Here is a 21703-nt window from a genome sequence, read left to right as displayed (position 1 = left end):
TTTAGCATACAAGACACCTGTTCTGTGTTATTTTTTCTTCTCGCATTTCCTTAATTAAGTCGCGTATTTGTTTTTTCTCCTTATCCTTGAAGGCTGGATTTGCCAGTTGTTTTTTAAGAAGAGAGATAGGTGAATCACCATAGTGATCTTTAAAATTTGGATCAAAAGTGTATTTTCTCCAGAGGTAATTGGCAGTTTGATAAGCTCTTCCTTCAATAGCTGCAAGTAAAGGTGTTCTATTTAAGTGGTAGCTATTGGTTTGGGTTGGATCGATTCCTTTTTTTAGAATCTTTTTGACCTCTTCCATGTTATTGCTTCTTGCCGCTACCATAAGATTTCCCCATAGCTCTTGTTTTGTACGCCGTTGTCTGAGTTGATGTAGTTCCAGATGTTTATCATTAGCCAGGCGATTAAAAAAGTGACATGTCTGAGCTACACGACCCAGTGTGCTTGCTTTTAAGAAACTCAAGGTATTGATAATTGTTTCTTCAGGAAGGGCAGAAAAAAAATTCTTTTTCATAGGAGTAAATAGTTATGGTTAAAAGATTGATAATTTTACATTATGAACATTAATTGAATATTAAGTGATTGCTTCATTTTTTGCTGTGCAGGATTTCATAAAAGAAGAATAAAGCAGAATAGGCAAGTACAAGATAGATTTGTATCAGGGTGACACTATTTTAGAGTAATTTTTATACAAATACTATAATCAAGTTAGTGTGAGTGTTGAGATGTGAAGGCGTATTATTATGATTTTGAATATTACAGCAGCGCAATTCCCGGATTTGACTCTTAATGCTATTAAATCGTGTCAAAATATCTATCGAAGTATTGATTTTAATTTTGGGGAAGATGCGGACATGGCGATTAGCAAAGGCAGTTTGGAGAAATTTGTCAATCAATTTAAGAGTATCCATAGCACACATGATAAGCCAATTGAAGGGATTATTACCTTGGGAAAGATGAAAAATGTCTCTTCTAATACAATTAAATTACTTCTTAAAACAGAAGATTTCGTTCAAATGCTTGATCAAAAAAGTTTCTTAAAATTAATAGTAACTTCCAATGAAATTGCAAATTTTGTATTAGATAATCCTAAACTAAGAGCAAAACTTGACAGCATTGAACCTTTGGTAGATGCACAAAAATTTGAAAATTCTTGCACTGCAAGAGCAATAATGAGAATACTTCTTGACAAGGGGCTTATTGAACCAAGCAGTTATACGCCTGGCAAAGAATTAGAAATATACAAAGAAATTTGGTTAGAACCTGGGAAAGTGGCATCGCCTGAAAAGATTGCATCTTACTTTTGCAAATATAACTTGAATGTAATTGGTGTCGAAATTAGAGAGCTATCAAAGGCTGTACGCAATAAATATTCAAAAGATATGGTTATTACTTCACTCTATTCACTTTTTAAGAAAGAGGTGCCAATGAGAAAAAAAGTGACATTAACTACCTTGAGTGAAGCAGATTTCCCTGAAGGGATAACCACTCTTATCATCATAAGAACAGGAGTACTCCATACTATATTAGGCAAGAAAAGACACGGGCAATTTGAAGTCACCGATCCATGGTTTGGTGATAAGAAAATATACAATGGATTCATGGACTTTCTTGAAAAAGAGAGAAAAAATCTGGGAGTATTTTTTGAAATTTCTCAAGGATCCCAAGAGATTTTTAGACCGTAATGGTTATCAATGTTTGCCAAAAGCAAATGGCCAAATTATTCCATGTAGCAATGAAAAGCCTTAGTGCGAGCATCAATAGCAAAAGATTGATTTTTAATGCCCTGTTTCAGATTTATCTGATGTGGGCTCTGGATAAGGATTATATAAGAAGCAGTCAATATCCTGCGTCCGTTTGGGCTGAGGAGATGCGTAAGCATCGTCTCGAAGCCTTGGCACGAAACATTAAATTCCATGCAAGGCTTCGAGACGGCATAAATGCCTCCTCAGCCTGAACGATTCAAAATAATGGCTGTCTTATCCATAACTCACGTTATCCATAAAAATCAATCTTTTGCTATTGATGCCCACAGGCATAAACCTGGATGAAGCTTGCTGATTAATTTCTTCCTGCCATCACGCCTCCATCGACATTCATAATTTCCCCTGTGATCCAGCTTGCTTTTTCTGACAAAAGAAATTCGATTGCATCAGCGATATCTGTTGCCTTACCGATTCTGCCAATAGGATGAAATTTATTAAAATCTTGTAACGACTCCTCGATTCTCTCTTCATCAATAAATGACTTATAGATAGGAGTGGCTACCACTGCCGGCGCTACGGCGTTTACCCTTATGTTGTGCTCAGCGAGCTCCATAGCTAAATGTTGAGTTAGTGAATGAAGTCCGGCTTTTTGCATGGAATAGGCAGAAGAGGGGGTTGCTTTAATTGCTTGATTTGCCCACATCGAACCGATATTGACGATACTGCCTCCTCCATTTTTTTTCATGTTTTTTGCTACGGCCTGGGTGATAAAAAAGAATGCCTTATTAAGATCAACCTGACGATCGTAATCTTCTTCCTCATGTTCTAAAAAAGTGATGGGTTTGAAATAACCTGCGGCATTTACAAGGTATTTGATTCTTCTAATTTCATCATTCATGCTGCTCATAAATTGAAATACCTGTTCTTTGTCATAAAGATCAAGAACTAAAATATCTACTTTTGACCCCAGGTTTTGTATTTCTGCTGCGGCATTTTCGAGTTTTTGTTTATTCTTTCCTGTAATTAACAGGTCCACATTTTTACTTGAAAGCTTTTTTGCTGTTTCAAGGCCCATACCACTAGAGCCGCCAATAATAATAGCTAAATCTTGATTGAACATGGATTCTCCTAATTCATTAAAACACTATCCAATCCAGTATGAAAGATCTACAATATTAAAAAAAGTAAGCACTTTTCAGTTCACTAAGTACTTTATGGTACAAATTATTGAAATGGATGAAAAAAAATTAATACAAAAAAAAGCTCCCGTTAAGACAGCATCAATGGTAGAGGCTATCTATGGTTGTAAGTGGTCCTTGACCATCTATTCTCTTTTACGAAATGGAATCAATCGACCAGGAGAAATGGTAAGAAGCGTTGAAGGACTTTCAACAAAAGTTTTAAACCAATGCCTGAGGAAGAATATTGAATTTGGGATTCTCGGCAGAAATACCTTTCATGAGATACCTCCAAGAGTCGAGTATTTTGTGACTCCTTTTGGAGAAAAATTTTTAAAAATTCTGGATCAAATAGAAGAGTTGAATGAACAAATCAGGGATTATCAACAACCCAAGTTCCACAATGATGATAGTTAAGATTTTTTGTAAAAGACGTATTACCAATAGATTGCAGGTCAATTATGGCTCACAATATTCAGCGTCGCAATGAGCTGTTATTAATCAGTATCATTATGAACATCAAAAAATATTTGCAATAGGTATTCAAATGGTGGCCAGGAACAATCCCATTAGCCTTTTAACAACATGGATTTCTGAAGAATTGGAAAAAGGAGCACCTAATCCACAGCATGCCATATTATCTACAGCAGGCAAAAACTCTATTCCCCATGGGCGTGTTATCGCTATTCGCGAAATCAACGAGCAAGGTTTATTATTTTTTACCCAACGAGGAACCAGAAAAGTTGACGAAATGACCCATAACCCTATGGTATCTCTCACTTTTTGGTTTGAGTTATTTGAAAGAGAAGTCATGATAGACGGTTCAGTCAGGGCATTATCGGAAAGCGAGAATAAAGCATACTGGGATACCTATCCACCTTTCGCGCAAATTAGATTTCATAGTTATGCGCCTACTTCATCACAAGTTATATCCAGTAAACAACTAATTGAAAATAAAAGAAAAATATTGACTTCCCAGTTTCAAGATAAGTTATTGCCTATGAGTAAATATTATTGTGGTTTCAGAATAATTCCCACACGCATGGTTTTTTATACTTATAGAACGGATGAATTGTCCGATGTCATACAATATTGTTTTATAAAAAGCAATTGGGAAAAGAATCAGCTTTCTCCTTAATGTCAATTAGTTTAAGCTTCATGATTGACGCAACAATATTTTTTTATGATATCTAATATCCATTGCAGAGGCTTATGATTTGATAATCTTTTATGATAATAACAATTAACCAGGAATTTCTTTTTTGGAAAAGGAAAAGGATGTAATTCAATCTGATATCTGTCTTTGAAAGCAACAGCTAGAGTTCTGGGTACAGTTGTAATGAAATTGGTATGGTATACCATCTCTAAGGCGCTGATGATATTGGGTACAGTGATTTTTATATTTCTTTGACGATATCCCTGCAAGGCTTGATATAGTATATTTTCATTTCCCATATAACTGAATTGTATGTCAACGTGTTCAGCTTGCAAGTACATATCTTGAGTTAATTCCTGATTTGCCAGAGGATGAGATTTATGCATGACGCACACGGCCTCCTCTTCGAACAATAATTCTCTGATGATGTTATTCCCGGTTTCAACAAAGCCTGGTGCTATTGCAAAGTCTAATTCAGACATTAATAAATATTCCAGACTCAAGTACTCTGACATTGAAGAAATCTTTAATACAAATTTCGGAGCATTTTTAGCTAAATAAGCACACAATTTTGGTAAAATAATATACTCACCAGTACCTACTGAGGTTGTTTTTAAAAGCAAATTGTCATTTGTTGGGTCAAAAACATCTTCTTCAAAAATTTCACTGGAATAATTTAAAAAATTTTTAATTCTGGGGGCCAGGTCAAGTGCTTTTTGTGTTGGTTGAAGTCCGTGAGGTTTTCTAATAAATAAAGGATCATCGAATACATCGCGTAATTGCTTTAATATATGACTCATTGCAGTCTGGCTCATGAATGATTTTTCGGCCGCTTTGGATACGGATAGCTCATTTAACAATGTATCGAGATGTAATAACAAATTGAGATTAATTTTTCTGAGATCCATTTTTAGTTAAATCCAAATTAATTTTTTTATTTTTATATTTCTATTCAAGGTGATTGAATAAGCCCAAAAACTCCATTTTAGAATTTACTAGCCATATCTTTTTCTTTATTAATAGAATTATAGTTAATGAAACTGTTTGTGAGAAATAAACAGTTTTATGAATAGGGATTGTTAGCAGCGTCTATTGATATTTATCAAATAAAAATAGTGGTTATAAAATGGCATCGAATCATCAGTAATTTATTGAAAAATAATAGATATAACTAAATTTAATAAAACATATCAAAACAATTATATGTATTAATATTACTCAATATGTTCAAATATAAGAGATGGATTGGCTTATAGGAGAGCATTATGGTTTATCACATAAATTTGGCGGAGCAACTTTTACCTCAAGATAAAGAAATTTTAACACAGTTAATTAAGCAATATTTATTGTCTGGTTCCAGTCAGTCCGCATTATTTGCTAACCATCCTTACACGCTAAACGATAAATATAGAAATGAAATAGAGTTCCTCCTGAGTCATGATATTTACAAAAATCAACGTCATGATGGTATTACGGAGTTTTTAATTTTAAATGGTCAAAGGATAGGTAGCGGAACTAAAGGCATAGTGGTACAAAGTAATCATGCCATGTATTTATGGGATGAGGAATTAGTAATTTTTCCTAAAGAGAATGTACTAAAGGTTTTATATCATAATTTTAGCAATACAGAGGAGTTAATAAAAAACGAATCCGCATGTTATTCAGTTTTATCAGGCAATTCAAATGCAGAATTAATCAATTTGCAAGGCTCCTCTAAGTTTCCAGAATCTCTAGGATTTTTCATGCGAAAAGAAGAAGGATGTGCCTTGGAAGAACTTCTTGAGGATGTTACCTCACTTCAAAAACTGACATTTTCTGACAAAATGGAGTTGGCCATTTCATTTTTAACTGATTTGGAAAATCTGCATAACAAAGGCCTTGTCCATGGTGATTTAACTTTCAAAAATATTTTATATAACGAAAAGAGTAATCAATTAAAAATCATTGATGCAGGAGAAATGAAAAGAACAGATGAGCGCTTTGTAGCACTGGATATTTCAATTGCCATGGAAATGATATCACTCTTGTTTACAACTAATGAAACAAATCAATTTAATGCATCACGCTATTGGTCTGATGAATCCACAGTCAGGCGAATAGTTAACCCAAACCAGGTAGAAGAAAAGTTAAATAGAATTTTGAACAGTGAATATCATTGTGTTTCAGATTTAAAGTTGGCTATTGAAAGGAATTACAATGAATATCTCAATAATTCGAATCCAGTTTTGAAAAGAAAAGTTGATCCAGAAAGCGAAGCTTCGGATTTACAAGCATACAAGAATCAAATGATCAAACAACAGTTGTTGGGAGAAATTCAAGGGTTTAAAGAAAATTTTTGGAATATGAAAGATTTGTTGACCTTGCCAAATCGATACCGTCTTAAGGTATTTTTGGAGTATTTAGATAATATCTGCTCCGCATTTAAAGATGATAAAACTAATAAAGAGTCGGCCAGAGCTGCCTATGATTTTCTAACAGCACAAATCAATAAATTGTTTGAGGATAATTCGAAAAACTCACAAGTAAGCTTCGAAAGTTTCTCAGAAGATGTTCGTCGATTTTTAAATCATATTAATACCTATTTAATAAAATACCCTACTGTCCGCTCTAGCTCCATTTCTTCCACCATTAATCTATTGAAACAGTTGGATAATAAAAGGAGTTTTAACTCGGAGCAATCTCTTAAGGATTTCTGTGGATATAAAGAAATTATGATTCAACTGTTATTAAAACCATTTGAAACACCAGTGGTAGAAATGGCTAGCGTACCTGTCACAGCATCTGATTTAATTGAAAAGCAATCTGACATAAAAACAAGACTTAGAGAAATGAGATCATCTGCAAATAAAGAAGAGCAACCTGTATTTAGTCGTTCATTGATGCGAGGCCCCAGCTAAAAGCTGCATCAGGAAAACGTAACTGAGCAAAACACAAAGAGTGATATAGCAGCCTGTCGTCTATTATTCTACTGCTCTTGTTTAATTGCATTTGCTGGGAGATACTAAATCATACAACAATAAAAAGAAGGTATTAATTGATGGTTTACTTTCCAATAAAACACATTCGACTATTCTGGATGCCTGTACTTGTTGCAAGTTGTTCTTTCAACTCCTGGTTTACTGAAGATTGATAGACTTTTCGAGCTATCGTTTATGGACTATCATCGTGTTTGGCGGTTTTCTTATAGAGTGGTTCTATTCTTTCTGTGTACCTCCTTGGCAACGGCAGGGAACACTTTAACTCTTAAACAAGTAACCTGCATTGCTTTAGCAAACAATAAGGATTTAAAAGCCGCCCGTTACAATGTATCTATCGCAAAAGCCCGGTTGCTACAAGCAGGCTTTTGGCCCAATCCAAGCTTGAATCTTTCAAATAATGACGATCGTTTATTCACTGATGAAGGGGAGTATTCGCGCAGTGCTGGCTTTAGCCAGGCATTCCCCATTTCAGGACGTATTGCAAAGCAAAAAAAAGTGGCTCGTCTGGATGTATTGAAAGCTGTTGCAGAAATCAGGGAAGCCGAACGTCAACTCAGTGCCAAAGTGGCCAATGCTTTTTATACAGCAGTGATTACAGAACGGCGTATACAACAGGTGAATTACTTATTACGGATTAACCAAGAGTTAGTTGACGTTATCCATAATCGTTATCATGCTGCAGAAATTTCAAAACTGGATGAAAATGCGGCACGTATTGAGTATTTGCGAATTGTTCAAGAAAAACATCTTTTGCATAGTCTTCGTATTAGCCAATATGCCACGCTGAATCAATTGATGGGACGCGAAGCCAGTTCCTCTTTATCGCTTAAGATGGATTTTGCTGCTGAAAAAAAACTCCCGGCATTAGATGCTCTTAAAACACAGGCACTTAAAAATCGCCCGGACCGCCAATCTATTGCGTTATCGATTGATCGCGCCAATGCGGATCGCCGTTTGGCAAAAGCTGAACGTTTTGCAGATTGGACAGTGGGACTTGGTATTCAGCAGGATAAAATTGTAGTGGAAGAAGGCCCTCCCCAACCAGCCGATCGCACTTTGGGTATCACGCTTTCTGTTCCTCTTCCTCTTTTAAATCGTAATCAAGGGCGAATTTTAGAAGCAAGTCATACAGGTACCCAGGCGATGATGTCATTACGTGCCCTAGATTTAAATATTGCAACGGAGATAGCTAGTAACTATGAGCAACTCAAAGCATTGCGTAAGAGTCTTGGGGAAACACAACGTGCTTCTCTTCAATTGACTCTTGAAAATGTAAAACTGGCTCGCGATTCTTATGAAAATGGGCAAATTTCCTTTTTAAATGTATTACAAGTGCAAAAACAACAAAACGATTTGCAAACCACTTATCTCAATACTTTAGAAAAATATTTACAAGTCTATGTGGCCTTGTGTACGGCTATTGGTCCTGGTAAAACGGATGGGTTTTGCTCTTATTTAGAGTATCAAAGGAATGGTGATAGCAAATGAGATTGCAATTTAAAATAAGAATGATGATCTTGACTGGCTTTTTTCTGGGCTTGCTTTCTCTGATGCAAGTGAGTTTTGCACATGGAGGGGACATAGAAGTGCTTGAAGGAGGAGCTAAAGGGCCAGTTCATTTGACTTCGGAACAAGCCAGGATGCTTGACATCAAAGTAGTTCAGGTAACCAATCGTCCCATGGCGCAATTGCTGGGTTTAAATGGTCAAATTCAATTATTACCTGATGCTCAAGCTGATGTCAGCATTCGGATTAGTGGCAGTGTGACAGCGATTGATGTGAATTTGGGAGATAGTGTCAAGGCTGGGCAGCGCTTGGCTACAGTGCAATCAAGATTAGTGGGAAATCCTCCACCAAGTGTTGCAGTCAATGCTCCAATTGCAGGCATCATTGATGCCAGGAATATCAGTTTAGGACAGGCTGTTGAGCCAAATACAGTGCTTTTTCATATCAGTAATCGCGATAAATTATTAGTCGTAGCTCAAGTGTATGAAGAAGATTTGGGTAAAGTGAAAGTAGGGCAAGAAGTCAATATTCACGCTTTAAGTTATCCCAAGCAGACATTCCTAGGCCAAGTCACTTTAATTGAACCCAATCTTGATCCAATGACCCGTACAGTCAATGTACGAATTACTTTGGACAATAGGGAAGGGCTTTTGAAACCAGGAATGTTTGTGCGGGCTAATCTGATTTTAACTCATAATAAGGCTGCTCTCGTTGTGCCGAATGCTGCTCTTTTACAAGCGGATAACGAGCAATTTGTTTTTGTGCAAAATGAAAACACATACAAACGAGTGAATGTTAAAATAGGTGCTGTAGAAGATGATTATTCAGAAATTATTGAAGGTTTGGTTCCTGGTGATCTTGTAGTCACTCAGGGTAATCGCGAGCTTTATACACTTTGGTTGAGTGGGGGGCAAATACAGCAATCAGGGCAAGAGGAGCATCATTAAATGTTTACTCGCCTCATCGCCTGGTCTTTACATAATCGCCCATTGATTTTGGCGTTAACGATTATTCTTTGTTTGCTAGGTAGCTACACTCTAAAACAAATGCCGGTAGATGTTTTTCCCGAGTTTGCCCCGCCTCAAGTTATAGTCCAAACCCAAGCACCAGGCATAGCTACCCAGGATGTGGAAACACTGGTCACTTATCCTTTGGAAAGTGCCATCAATGGGACTCCGGGGGTAGCTAGTGTTCGCTCAAAAACCTCAGTCGGATTATCAACCATTACTGTGGTATTTGATGATAAAACAGATATCTATCTTAATCGTCAATTGGTGAATGAGCGGATTCAACAAGTAGTCAATCGCCTTCCTCCAGGTGTCTCTTCACCTGTGATGCTGCCAGTCACCTCGGCAGTAGGATGGTTGCTTAAATATGCTTTAGTGAGTCGCACAGTAAGCCCTGAAACCTTGCGCACGATTTCCGATTGGACTATTCGCCCACGGCTGTTGGCTCTGGGAGGAGTCGCTTCAGTAGTTTCCCTGGGTGGAGAAGTAAAGCAATATCAAGTACAGATTGATCCCAAGCGCATGCTGGCTTATGGCATTACAGTTGAAGAGGTTCGTCAAGCCTTGGCAACAGGAAATCAAAATGTACCTGGTGCGTTCGTTCATCAGGCGGGTACGGAATTTGTTGTAAGTACCATTGGACGCATTACGACCTTGGACGATATAAAAAAAACACTGATTGTAGTCCGCAAGGGAGTTCCTATTACTGTCAATAACGTAGCCACAGTCGCTTTTGGCGGTGAAATCAAGCGAGGTGATGCTTCTTTCAATGCAGAAAACGCTGTCATTGGTACTGTTTCCAAAATTTATGGGGCTGATACATTAACTACAACACGTAAAGTGGAGCAAGCTTTAGCTGATATAAAAAAATCCTTGCCAACAGGGGTTGAATTAAATACAGAAGTATTTCGTCAAGCCAATTTCATTGAGTCAGCCATTCACAACTTAACCAGGGCTCTTATTGAGGGAGCTGTGATTGTGATTGCCGTACTCTTTCTATTTTTGATGAATTGGCGAGCTTCATTTATTACCTTTCTCTCTATGCCCGTTTCCTTTATCGCAGGTATCTTGGTCCTTCATTATTTTGGTTTTGGAATTAACTCCATGACTTTGGGCGGAATGGCGATTGCCATTGGTGAAGTGGTGGATGATGGGATTATTACTGTAGAAAATGTGGTACATCGCTTAAGACTTAATCGTTTGGCAGAAAAGCCTTTGCCCGCAATTGAAATTGTTTTTGATGCGGTTTTGGAAATTCGTAGTTCAGTAGTTTATGCAACTATTATAATTAGCCTGGTGTTTTTACCCATCTTCTTTTTGTCCGGAATTCCCGAGCGGATTTTTAGCCCATTAGCCATTGCTTATATTGCTTCCGTAATAGGTTCTCTTGTCGTTTCTATTACTATGGTACCAGTCCTATGTTACCTCCTTTTAGTGCGAAAAACTGAAAAGAATCAGGATGCTAAAGTGGCTGTGCATGCTTTATCCGAGGACGAGCGTTATCATGACACACAAGAGGAAAGGGTTAAACAGACTCAAACGGAAACGCATTTTGTGATTTGGCTAAAAAAGCATTTTTTAACCGGTTTAAATTGGTCTTTAGTCCATTGTAAAACAGTTTTAGCCATATCAATTGCAGCATTCATTTTTGCTTTGAGTTTACTTCCTTTTTTTGGAACCTCTTTCTTGCCGGAGTTTCATGAGGGCAACTTTATTATTGTGATGAGTACTCTTCCTGGAACTTCATTGGATGAATCCATGCGTTTGGGTAAGCAAGTCAGTAAGACATTATTGAAATATCCGCAAGTGATTTCCATTGCCCAACGAGCGGGTCGCAGTGAATTGGATGAAGATGCTTTACCACCGAATATCAGTGAATTCGATGTACACCTGAATTTTGGTAAAGATAAAACCATGTCTCCTGATGAATTGTTGCAACGTATTCGAGCTGATTTGGCGAATATTCCCGGAGCGCTATTTAATGTGGGGCAATTTATTGCCCATCGCATGGATGAAGTGTTATCAGGAGTCAGAGCGCAAGTAGCTGTGAAACTCTTTGGCGATAATCTTGCTACCCTTAACGAATTGGGCGAATCGGTTGAATCCATTTTAAAAACCGTACCCGGAGTAGTAGATATTAATAAAGAGCAGCAAATCAATGTACCGCAGTTGGTCATTAAAATTGATCGGGATAAAGCTGCTCGTTACGGAATCAACATTGGCCAAATCTCCGAGGATGTTCAAATTCTTCTCAATGGCATGACGGTATCCAGTATTCTTGAAGGCCAGAGGACGTTTGATTTGTATTTGCGTATGGGTGAAACAGAGCGGGATAGTGTTAAAGCCATCCAAAATATGCTGATTGATGCTCATGGGGCTGCCATTAGTCGAGAAACAAAAATTCCTTTACGTGCGGTAGCTGATATTCATTTAGAACCTCAACCTTTTGCAATTAATCGCGAAAATGTGCAACGTGTTCTGGTTATTGGTTTTAATGTACAAGGGAGAGATTTGGGTAGTGTGATTCAAGAGGTGCAGCATCAGGTTAAGGAAAAGGTTTCATTACCTGCTGGTTATTTCATTCAATATGGTGGCCAGTTTGAAAGTCAACAACAAGCATCTCGTGTGATTGTTCTTTTTGGTGCATTGGCAATTTTTATCATGTTAGTGCTTCTTCATAAGGCTTTCGGCACATTTCGTGAAGCATTGTTGGTTATGTTCAACTTACCCTTGGCATTGATTGGTGGAGTGGTTTCTTTATTCCTTGCCAGTGGTGACATGAGTGTCGCTGCCATGATTGGGTTTATTACTCTGTTTGGAATTGCGGCACGTAATGGGATCATTTTAGTGAGCCACTATAATCAATTGCGCTCTCTTGGCCGGGGACGTGAACAAGTAGTTATCCAGGGAACTCTTGATCGACTGGTACCCGTATTAATGACAGCAGCGACAGCGGCTCTGGCTTTAATACCCCTATTGTGGGGGTCTCCTGCTGGTAAAGAACTTCAACGTCCTTTGGCACAAGTGTTATTGGGAGGGTTATTAACTTCAACGGTTTTAAATATGTTTGTTGTGCCTACAGTCTATAATGCCTTTGAAATCTGGCACGAAAAGAGAAGACAATCGAAAGAAAGCTCTTAAGCTGAACCATGATGAATCGAATAATGGAACCTATTAAGAAGTAATCGTCACCAATTGCCTGGATGTTTGCACTGAGATGTTCTTGCAACGGCTGATTTTATTAAATTATCTGATCTTAATTTTATCGGGACAATCTTGTAACTCTTTTTATCATGCAGAACGAGCAAGGCAACACTGGCTGATAAAAGTATATAGAATATTGGTGCAGTGGCTAATTTGAATGAATACTGCAAATAATTGGCAACCAATGGCGCTGTTCCTCCAAAAAGAGCCATGCTTATACCCCATGCTATAGAAACACCGCTGTATCGAATCTGAGTTGGAAAAAAATCATTCAATAGTTTGAAAATTGGTGTACCGACCAGCGCATTGCATAGTGCATAGGGAATTTGTGATAAGAGAATTAATACAAAAGAATTCGTTTGAGGGGTCAGGTAAGCTATAGGAGCCGCAATAAAATATCCCCATAAACCGATTTTTATAATACGCTGTTCGTCAGTTCGATCCGCATACATTCCTGTTAAAACAATGAATAGGACAACCAATCCTTGCCCCAAGGTCACAACGAATTTGGTCTGAGCTTCTAACAAGGAGGTGTATTTTGCTAAATGAGAGGCATAATAAACATTCATAATGTAGATATAAACACCTAATGCAGCTACTAATAATACTGATTTAATTAATTGTTTTTTATAATTTTCAAATAAAATTTTCAGTGGATTTGATAATTTTTCTTTGCTTATTGTGAGGTAGGGCGGTGACTCACTCAAATTTTTACGAAAATACATCGCACAAAAACAGGACAAAGTTCCTAACAGGAAAGGGATTCGCCATGCCCATTCGGGCATGCGAGGTAAGTAAATTAAAGTAGACATCAATCCGCCAAACATCATGCCCAATGCTGACGCAAATCCGGTCCAGCTACCTGCCTGGCATGGTTTTTCTGAATCGTGTTCAATCAGATAGATCGCGCTGCCATTAAATTCACCAGACACGGCAAAGCCTTGGACACAACGGAATATCAGCAAAAGAATTGGGGCCAGGATACCAATACTATTGTAAGCTGGAAGACAACCGATGAACAGTGAAGATAAGCCCATCAGCATAATGGAAGATTGCAAGGCAACGCGACGTCCCATTTTGTCTCCAAGATATCCAAAAAAGAGGGCTCCTAAGGGACGAAAAAAATAACTGAGAGCGAAAACAGAATAGGTTGCTATCAGACCCAGATGATTTCCCAATTTTGGGAAAAACAATGATGAGATAATATTTGCAATATAGGCGTAATAAGTAAATTCAGCCCATTCCAGAAAAGTTCCTGCGGTTGCGACAACAACTCGCTTTTTCCTATTTTCCATACAATAACTCATAAGTATCTATGACGAAAATCACCTTAATGAAAGATGGATAATCTAATTCTTTCAATTCATGATAGAAAGAAGATTAAAGTAATGAAGAACGATTTTACCTTAAATTGATCTCATTATTCCATGTCATTAGATTTAGATGATGTAGCAAATTGAGGTATTTAAGAAATATTTATGGATTTAGACTAAAATTAAAAAATATAAAATTGTCTACACGTATTAATAAGCAGGTTCTGAAACTTGAAAATAAATTACTAATGGTGAATGATGAGCAATTCAAATGAACTTTGTTTTTTCGATGCAACCAAGCTTGTTCATTTAATTAGAAAAAAGGAAATTTCTGCTCATGAAATTATGTTGGCACATCTTGATCAAATTAAGCGAATTAATTCTTTTGTAAATGCTATTGTTATCCTGTTAAATGAAGAGGAGCTTTTAAAGCAGGCAAAGCTTGCTGATAAACTTTGGAAAAAAGGAACTTGGCTTGGGCCGTTGCATGGCCTACCATTAAGCCACAAAGATATGACACCTACCAAAAATATTCGCACTACTTATGGTTCTCCAATTTTTACAAATAATATTCCTGATTTTGACGCTTTGATTGTTGAGCGGACGGCCGCTGCTGGCTCCATACTAATAGGAAAAACAAATTCTCCTGAATTTGCTGCAGGCTCTCATACTTATAATAAAGTATTTGGAGCTACTGCCAATCCATGGGATTTAAGTAAGAGCGCAGGAGGAAGCAGTGGGGGAGCCGCTGTATCCTTGGCTTGTGGTATGAATCCTTTATCATGCGGGGGAGATATGGGTGGTTCATTACGCAATCCTGCTGCCTGGAATAATGTTGTAGGATTGCGCCCTTCGCCCGGGCGAGTACCATCTGCCCCAAATAAATTACCCTGGTCAACCTTGTCAGTAGAAGGGCCGATGGCACGAAGTATTGCCGATTTGGCTTTGCTTATGGGTGTCATTAGTGGGCCCACTGATAGAATTCCAATTGCAATAGAGCAAGAACAAACTATTTTTTCCAAGTCGTTATTACGAGATTTTAAAGGAACCCGCTTGGCAATGTTTAAAAATATCTGTGGGGAGTTGCAAGATCCAGAGATTAAAAAAATAGTCCAAAATCAAACTAAGGTGTTTGAAGAACTAGGTTGTGTTGTAGAGGAGATTGATCCGGATTTTCTTAATGATATTGATGATGCATTTCGTTGTGAGCGCGCTATGATATATGGGGCCACCTATTATGAGCTGATGCAGAATGAGGCCCATAAGAACCAAATCAAGCATGAGGTTCTAGAGGAGTTTCGACTTATGCAAAGTTTTAATGTAGACCATATTGTCCAAATGCAGCGTAAAAAAGGTCAAATTTTTGAGAAGATGCGTCAGTTTATGCAAACGTATGAATTTTATGTTCTTCCTACAACATCGATTTATCCTTTCAATATTGAATTGTCTTGGCCGGCTCAAATCAATGGAAAAAAATTAGATTCGTATCTTGATTGGATGAAAATTTGCTGGTGTATCACTATAACAGAACATCCATCATTATCGATTCCTTGTGGTTTTGGTGAAAATAATATGCCGGTGGGAATGCAAATTGTAGGACGCTGGCATGATGATTTTGGTGTGTTACAATTAGGTTATGCTTATGAAGCACTGACTCAATTTGCAAAGCGCAGGCCTCCACTTTGTTCTTAATTTGTCAGATTATTACCCTGTTGCCTCCTCTCTTAATACCTGCAATGCCATTTTCTTGGTTGTGTGACGAGATATGCCATATCGATGGCAAATATGGCCTGCATTTTTAGTTTCAAGATATAAATTAACTTATGCTTTTCTTGCTTTAACCAGGTTATTCACAGACCATATATAATACGAATGAGTTGAAAAGATATCTATGAATCACATCATCATTCAAATAGAAGAGGTTCTCGAACTCTACACCTTGTGTCACATTCTGCTTCTAACAATTAAGTATTTTTGTACTATATTAATACAATAGATTAATACAATAGGGTTCAAATTGAAGTTTTGAATTTGCCACTTTATCTCAGTGAGTGCTGAATGCAAAAGGCCAAAGCAAAGATTCAAAATATAAATGAAATAATATTTTCAGATAGAGTAATGTTACTAAATAAAAATTTATTAGTGAGCATTCCTGCAAGTTTTTTATGTGTATTAATTATTTTTATTGGTTTGGACAAAACAACAGATCAAGAAATGCTCTCTGTATGGTTTATAACTGGAGTAACGGTTTTTGCTCTCCATGGAAGTTTATTTTTTTTTAATTATTATCGACCCTTATCATCCAAATATCTTTTAAAATGGTTAATAAGCGTCACTGTGATTTATGGGGCTTTATGGGGAATAGCAGGTTCGGTTCTTATTCCTCATAATGATCTGTTAAATCAAATGATTGTCATAATTATAATTATTGGAATAGCATCAGGTGGATTACATATTCTTCAGCCCAGTTTTTTAGCAAGTCTATTATTTTTTACATTAACCCTTATTCCTCTATGTGTCTGGTTTTTCCAGCAAAATACACTTAACTATTGGCTCCTTGGAGCTGCATTGCTGATTTACTTTTGTTTTTTATCAATTATATCCTGGATGGGATATGGACTTCTTAATAAGAATTTTAAACTACGTTATGAGAATTTGGATTTAATTGATAAATTGTATGCAATTAACGCTAATTTGGAGGAAAGTGAGTTACGTTTCCGTTCTGCATTTAATTCTGCTGCTATTGGTATGGCTATAGTTTCTTTGGAGGGGATGTGGTTAAAGGTTAATCACTCGCTTTGTCAGATTGTAGGATACTCAGAAGAAGAATTATTGGAAACTAATTTTCAATCGATCACTTATCCAGAGGATTTAGAGCTCGATTTGGGCTATGTGAGGCAATTATTAGAGGGGGATATAAGATTCTATCATATGGAAAAACGCTATATTCACAAAAATGGTAGCGTCATTTGGATTTTACTCAGTGCTTCTTTAATCCGAGATCCCGAGAATAAACCACTCTATTTTATCTCGCAAATTCAAAACATTGATGCTCAAAAACGAGCAGAGCAAGAACTTCAACACATCGCATATCATGACATTTTAACTGGTTTGGGAAATAGAAAGTTATTAGAGTTATCATTTGACCAGGCATTAGCACATGCGAAACGTCACCAAATGCAAATTGCTGTTATGTTTATGGATTTGGATTATTTTAAAAATGTGAATGATAAATTGGGGCATGATATTGGGGATCTTTTATTAGTTGAGATTGGAAAAAGATTACAAACTATTTTAAGATCTACTGATCTAATTGCCAGGCATGGTGGCGATGAATTCATCATCGCGCTTACTGAATTATCCAATGTAAATCAAGTTATAGAAATAGCAAATAAAATTCTAATTGCTATAAGCAAGCCTATAACAATCAAACGTTATGGTATTTCAATTACAGGCAGTATTGGTATAAGTATCTATCCATATGATGGCTATGATTTAGACACATTAATTAGAAAAGCTGATGAAGCATTATATAGGGTGAAAGTAGGGGGAAAAAATAATTTTCGATTATTCAATACTGCACTACATAAGTTGTAGTAGTTCAAACTTGATCTGACAGTTACCGGTTTTTCAAGAAGTGTCTGTCAGGTCAAATTTAGTTTATAAATTTTTCCATCCAGATTTGTTTATCCTCTATCAAAGTTTGCATTGGAGTACGACCACAACACATTTTACCTTGATGAGTTCGTTGATTATTATAGTAATCCATCCATTCGTCCAGATCTTTTTGTAATTTATCGATTGATTCGTAAATTTTCTTTCGAAATGTTACTTGATAGAACTCTTGTAAAATCGTTTTATGGAAACGCTCACAAATTCCATTTGTTTGTGGTGAGTTTGCTTTTGTCTTCGTATGGTCGATATTATTAATCGCCAAATAAAGCTGATAATCATGGTGCTCTACCTTTCCACAATATTCCGTGCCTCTGTCAGTTAAAATTCGCAGTATAGGCAAGTTGTATTGCTCAAAGAATGGTAAGACTTTGTCATTGAGTATATCTGCTGAGGTAATCGGTATTTTTGTCGTATAAAGCTTGGCAAAAGCTACTTTGCTGTAAGTATCAACAAAGGTTTGCTGATAAATACGACCGACTCCTTTAAGCGTACCTACATAAAAAGTATCTTGAGAGCCGAGGTAACCAGGGTGGGCTGTTTCAATTTCACCACATGCTTCATCATCAAATTTCTTTTTCTCCAAAGCGCTAACTTGCGCCTCTGTTAATATAATCCCTTCAGAGGCTACTTTGGCCTCTAATGCTTTTAAACGGTCTTTAAAATTGGCAAGTTCATAGCGCAACCAAATACTACGAACACCACTAGGAGAAACAAAAATACCTTGTTTACGAAGCTCGTTGCTCGTGCGCTGCTGACCATGTGCTGGAAATGCTATCGCGTATTCCTTGACTGCTAGCTCGACTGATTCATCTACTCTATTTTTGATATTAGGTTTTCTTCGGTTTTGATCGAATAAAGCATCAATGCCTCCCGATTCAACCGCCGACTTATAGCGATAAAAAGTATCTCTGGATAAGCCCATTACTTTACATGCTTTAGAAACATTTCCTAATTCTTCAGCAAGGTTTAATAAGCCAACTTTATGTTTAATGATTTTAACTGTATTATCTATCATGAGAGTTTTCCTCTTGGTTTTGTTTAAAGTTCGCACTTCTATCAAAACCGGAAACTCTCACTTTTTCAAGTAGTTGTGTCAGATTAAGTCGAAACTAATTCACATAAGTAAAATAATTTATTAATCAACAAGCTTCTTTCCAGCCCCTTTGTTCTTAATTTGTCAGATTATTACCCTGTTGCTTCCTCTCTAAATACCTACAATGCCATTTTCTTGGTTGTCTGACGAGATATGCCATATCGATGGCAAATATGACCTGCATTTATAGTTACAAGATATAAACTAACTTATGCTTTTCTTGCTTTAACCAGGTTATTCACAGACCATGTATAATACGAATGAGTTGAAATGATGTCTATGAAAACATCCTCAATCATAGGCATCCAGAATTTTTTTCATTTCAGAATTGCATTGTGCTAACTCATGTCGTATTTGTCTGAAAGTCAAATCTGAATTTTTACTAAAAGCATTTAAAAAATCCATGATATTTTTATTGGTACAATTTTCATTGGAATTTTTTATTTTTTCTTTAATTGAACAAATTGACTTTGCAATATCATCATCATCATCCAAATTGATATTTTCAATAATTGATTTTATTTGCCAAATGATATTTGGGATATGATCTATATTTCCCATCAAGTCCTTGTTAATTAATATCGCATAAACAGCTACTATGTTAGCTTCTCTTTCATTGGCCGGAATTCTTAAAACATTTACTTTTACCTTCATGTCTTGCTGTGCTTTTAATATATTCACTTCAATCCTCTTGGTTTATAAAAATCAAATTGATATTAAAATAATCTTTTTGAATTAGTCTGGGTTTAAAATCTGGTCTTCGCTCTCCGACTTTAGTTACTTTATTTTCACTAAAAGTATAGAACAAATACTAGGGGTTTTTATTACCCAAAAAATTAACATCTGGTTTAAGAAAAGAACATTAAAAACCAACCTTATAAGATAAGACATAAGATAAGATCTTTTAATTGAATCATGAGCTCGAAGAGACTCGAACTCTACACACTGGTTCGTAGTTTTGTACTTGTGTCTCTAATATAAATACAATTAATCACCCGATTTCCTAAAATGAATATTCATAATGTCGTGTTAGCTTGTTTTGTAAAATTAGGATATTCCGATGTTGAGGGAGTGTGTCATGGGATTTCCATTCGCTGGCTGGAGGCCTGCATCTCGAGTGAAGAGCATGTATTTCATCAACGGCTTAAACATATTGAGAAGATTGTTTCTTCAGGTCAAGATATAGTGTGATGTGGCATATATCCAATCCTGCAAAAAAAGAGTTATTTCAAAATGAAGCCTAATTTCGTCACTCAGGACTGTCATCTACGGTGCTTTATGGTTATGAGTTGGGCGACTTCATTACTTTCCACTTGCTACCGTTGTTTGACTCCTTAATGCCTCAGACTTTAGACAGCCAAAGTAAAGCTTTGTTTAAAAAACTCTTGCAAGAGCATAAGGACAACCTAAAAAAAGAGATGGTCAGGATCGAACATTCCATCACTAACGCCAATAAAAAATTATTCCCTCAGTCCGAAGAGATACTCCCTCTTTTCAATACGTTGTCGTCAAAAAACCTTCAACTCTTACCGATATACGAATTTAGCATTGTGAAAAATGTGCGTGCAGACGATAGGGATATACCAAAAGAACTTACTGATACACACAACTTTATGCATCAAAAATCAACGATGAGTATTCTAAGAATTCCAGCGACAGAGCGCGAAGAAAATATTTACGTAGTATTTCAAATGCTTGAGTGTCCTTTAATGTGTAATGAAGATGGCTCAATTTCCAAGATTTTAAAAAAAATCAAAGAAATTATAAAAAAAAATAGATCCAGAAGAAGATCAATCAATTAGTGATGTGCTTCATCTCATTCGCGATGCGATAAAAGATGTGGGCCCACAAGAGAGGCCTTTAGTTGTTGAAGTTCTAAAAATATTTGATGCTACAGGTAGCCTTAATTTTAGACAAATCCGCAATGCCTTAGAGCATTTACCGGGTTTAAATGAATTTTCTTTACCATTAAGACCGTCATCATCAGGGCATTCTACATAGAGTATATAGGCAATATTAAATTTCGTCTGCAATTTAAATAATTAAAACCTTAGCTCCAGGATTGGCTTTTACCCAATTTGCCACATACTCGATATAGTTATTTTTGCCAACAGCAATACATCCACGTGTTGAGCCTGGTAAGTTGTTTAACCAACCAAACAAATTGGATGTCTGGGCTGGTCCATGGATCCCAACGTCTCTACCTGAATATCCAGCAGCTAATTGCTTTTTAGTCGGATAGAGAATTGGAATGAAGACTTTAAATTGATTGGATTTTCTTGGATGAGCTAACCCATATAAACCAATTGGAGTTTTATTATCTCCCGCTTGTTTTTTACCGACGCCTTTATACCCGAGAGCCACTTTAAAGGTTTTAATAACATTGCCGTTTTTACAAATATTTAAAATTCGCTTTTTAGTGTGTACATTGATTCCGTTTGATAAAGGACAAGTTGTAGTACTGGCGAATAAAGCAACGGGAAAAAAAATAGCGATCATTAAAGAAATTGCTCTTATTTTCATATAAATAGTTTAATATTGCTGAAACTGGGCAATTATTATCCCATAATATTGCCTTTATTCATAGGGTTGACAGGCTAAATTTTACGCAAATGTCTGTGGTGTGGAGTCCTGTTTGAGAAAAAACCAATTTCTATGGCAAGATTGAAGGCGGTCCCCCTCAGAAACCTTGGCTCGAAGTCAAGTATTTTAGCTATTACAAAGCTTTAAAATAAAGATTTTGTGATGCTGTTAGCATTCGATAATACGTCCTAATACCGTCTGATACAGTTCGATTATATAAAAATTATTGAATCAATTGATACAGAAAAACTGGTTTATACAGATGAGGTTGGGGTTAAGGATAATATCGTTGTGTACT

General features: G+C 36.6%; 19 protein-coding genes and 1 pseudogene. 13 read left to right on the top strand and 7 right to left on the bottom strand.

Annotated features, from left to right (window positions below; translation table 11 throughout):
• Window position 1: 1 nt before the first annotated feature.
• Entirely contained in the window at window positions 2–520 is a 519-nt protein-coding gene (locus EL201_RS10695; protein ID WP_027222247.1) for an F-box-like domain-containing protein, read from the bottom strand.
• 229 nt (window positions 521–749) lie between these two features.
• Here EL201_RS10695 and EL201_RS10690 point away from each other — a divergent pair, with 229 nt between their 5' ends.
• Together EL201_RS10690 and EL201_RS10685 are read left to right on the top strand one after the other, a co-directional pair.
• On the top strand, window positions 750–1691 hold the full coding sequence (locus EL201_RS10690; protein ID WP_027222246.1) for a hypothetical protein: 942 nt from the start codon (window positions 750–752) through the stop codon (window positions 1689–1691).
• Window positions 1691–1963 carry a hypothetical protein gene (locus tag EL201_RS10685; protein ID WP_032828868.1) on the top strand — a complete coding sequence of 91 codons (273 nt, stop codon included), beginning with the start codon at window positions 1691–1693 and terminating at the stop codon, window positions 1961–1963. Before EL201_RS10690 ends, EL201_RS10685 begins: the two co-directional genes overlap by 1 nt.
• Window positions 1964–2067: 104 nt before the next feature.
• On the opposite strand, the gene EL201_RS10680 is transcribed toward EL201_RS10685, so the two are convergent.
• On the bottom strand, window positions 2068–2832 hold the full coding sequence (locus EL201_RS10680) for an SDR family NAD(P)-dependent oxidoreductase (RefSeq protein ID WP_027222245.1): 765 nt from the start codon (window positions 2830–2832) through the stop codon (window positions 2068–2070).
• Window positions 2833–2926: 94 nt separating this feature from the next.
• On the opposite strand from EL201_RS10680, the gene EL201_RS10675 reads away from it, so the two are divergent.
• Both EL201_RS10675 and EL201_RS10670 read left to right on the top strand, forming a co-directional pair.
• Window positions 2927–3307: a winged helix-turn-helix transcriptional regulator gene (locus EL201_RS10675; protein ID WP_027222244.1), complete on the top strand. Its 381-nt coding sequence runs from the start codon at window positions 2927–2929 to the stop codon at window positions 3305–3307.
• Between the two features lie 133 nt (window positions 3308–3440).
• Window positions 3441–4028 carry a pyridoxine/pyridoxamine 5'-phosphate oxidase gene (locus EL201_RS10670; protein ID WP_027222243.1) on the top strand — a complete coding sequence of 196 codons (588 nt, stop codon included), beginning with the start codon at window positions 3441–3443 and terminating at the stop codon, window positions 4026–4028.
• Between the two features lie 11 nt (window positions 4029–4039).
• Here EL201_RS10670 and EL201_RS10665 read toward each other — a convergent pair whose 3' ends face one another.
• The gene (locus EL201_RS10665; RefSeq protein WP_027222242.1) at window positions 4040–4954 is read right to left on the bottom strand and encodes a LysR family transcriptional regulator; all 915 of its coding nucleotides are present in this window, start codon (window positions 4952–4954) and stop codon (window positions 4040–4042) included.
• Window positions 4955–5311: 357 nt separating this feature from the next.
• Between EL201_RS10665 and EL201_RS10660 the strand changes: the two genes are divergently transcribed.
• The 4 genes from EL201_RS10660 to EL201_RS10645 all read left to right on the top strand — a co-directional run bounded on the left by EL201_RS10660 (window position 5312) and on the right by EL201_RS10645 (window position 12678).
• On the top strand, window positions 5312–6943 hold the full coding sequence (locus EL201_RS10660; RefSeq protein ID WP_027222241.1) for a protein kinase: 1632 nt from the start codon (window positions 5312–5314) through the stop codon (window positions 6941–6943).
• Between the two features lie 255 nt (window positions 6944–7198).
• Window positions 7199–8512, top strand: coding sequence for a TolC family protein (locus EL201_RS10655; protein WP_027222240.1), 1314 nt, complete (start codon window positions 7199–7201; stop codon window positions 8510–8512).
• A complete protein-coding gene (locus EL201_RS10650; RefSeq protein ID WP_027222239.1) occupies window positions 8509–9477 on the top strand; it encodes an efflux RND transporter periplasmic adaptor subunit in 969 nt (322 codons plus the stop codon). The genes EL201_RS10655 and EL201_RS10650 overlap by 4 nt, the downstream gene beginning before the upstream one ends.
• Window positions 9478–12678, top strand: coding sequence for an efflux RND transporter permease subunit (locus tag EL201_RS10645; protein ID WP_027222238.1), 3201 nt, complete (start codon window positions 9478–9480; stop codon window positions 12676–12678).
• A gap of 47 nt (window positions 12679–12725) precedes the next feature.
• On the opposite strand, the gene EL201_RS10640 is transcribed toward EL201_RS10645, so the two are convergent.
• On the bottom strand, window positions 12726–14036 hold the full coding sequence (locus tag EL201_RS10640; RefSeq protein ID WP_231955050.1) for an MFS transporter: 1311 nt from the start codon (window positions 14034–14036) through the stop codon (window positions 12726–12728).
• Window positions 14037–14309: 273 nt separating this feature from the next.
• Between EL201_RS10640 and EL201_RS10635 the strand changes: the two genes are divergently transcribed.
• Both EL201_RS10635 and EL201_RS10630 read left to right on the top strand, forming a co-directional pair.
• Window positions 14310–15746, top strand: a complete 1437-nt coding sequence (locus EL201_RS10635; protein WP_032828866.1) for an amidase — start codon at window positions 14310–14312, stop codon at window positions 15744–15746.
• Between the two features lie 366 nt (window positions 15747–16112).
• The gene (locus EL201_RS10630; protein WP_050598284.1) at window positions 16113–17651 is read left to right on the top strand and encodes a GGDEF domain-containing protein; all 1539 of its coding nucleotides are present in this window, start codon (window positions 16113–16115) and stop codon (window positions 17649–17651) included.
• Window positions 17652–17684: 33 nt separating this feature from the next.
• On the opposite strand, the pseudogene EL201_RS10625 reads toward EL201_RS10630, so the two are convergent.
• Window positions 17685–18744: pseudogene (locus EL201_RS10625) on the bottom strand (IS481 family transposase).
• A 369-nt stretch (window positions 18745–19113) separates the two neighbouring features.
• Window positions 19114–19503: a hypothetical protein gene (locus tag EL201_RS10620; protein ID WP_027222236.1), complete on the bottom strand. Its 390-nt coding sequence runs from the start codon at window positions 19501–19503 to the stop codon at window positions 19114–19116.
• A 327-nt stretch (window positions 19504–19830) separates the two neighbouring features.
• Here EL201_RS10620 and EL201_RS15870 point away from each other — a divergent pair, with 327 nt between their 5' ends.
• The 3 genes from EL201_RS15870 (at window position 19831) to EL201_RS15755 (ending at window position 20823) form a co-directional block, all read left to right on the top strand.
• Complete coding sequence (locus EL201_RS15870) at window positions 19831–20013, top strand: hypothetical protein (RefSeq protein WP_231955048.1); 183 nt, start codon at window positions 19831–19833, stop codon at window positions 20011–20013.
• 146 nt (window positions 20014–20159) lie between these two features.
• Complete coding sequence (locus EL201_RS15865) at window positions 20160–20624, top strand: hypothetical protein (protein WP_231955046.1); 465 nt, start codon at window positions 20160–20162, stop codon at window positions 20622–20624.
• Window positions 20625–20628: 4 nt separating this feature from the next.
• The gene (locus EL201_RS15755; RefSeq protein WP_231955044.1) at window positions 20629–20823 is read left to right on the top strand and encodes a hypothetical protein; all 195 of its coding nucleotides are present in this window, start codon (window positions 20629–20631) and stop codon (window positions 20821–20823) included.
• Between the two features lie 33 nt (window positions 20824–20856).
• Here the strand turns inward: EL201_RS15755 and EL201_RS10605 are convergent, their stop codons facing one another.
• Window positions 20857–21345: a L,D-transpeptidase family protein gene (locus EL201_RS10605; protein ID WP_027222235.1), complete on the bottom strand. Its 489-nt coding sequence runs from the start codon at window positions 21343–21345 to the stop codon at window positions 20857–20859.
• Between the last annotated feature and the right edge of the window lie 358 nt (window positions 21346–21703).

It is taken from the genome of Legionella pneumophila subsp. pascullei (genome assembly GCF_900637585.1).
GTDB lineage: Bacteria > Pseudomonadota > Gammaproteobacteria > Legionellales > Legionellaceae > Legionella > Legionella pascullei.
Note: the sequence above shows the minus strand (reverse complement) of the source record. Positions and strands in the feature narration are given on the sequence as shown.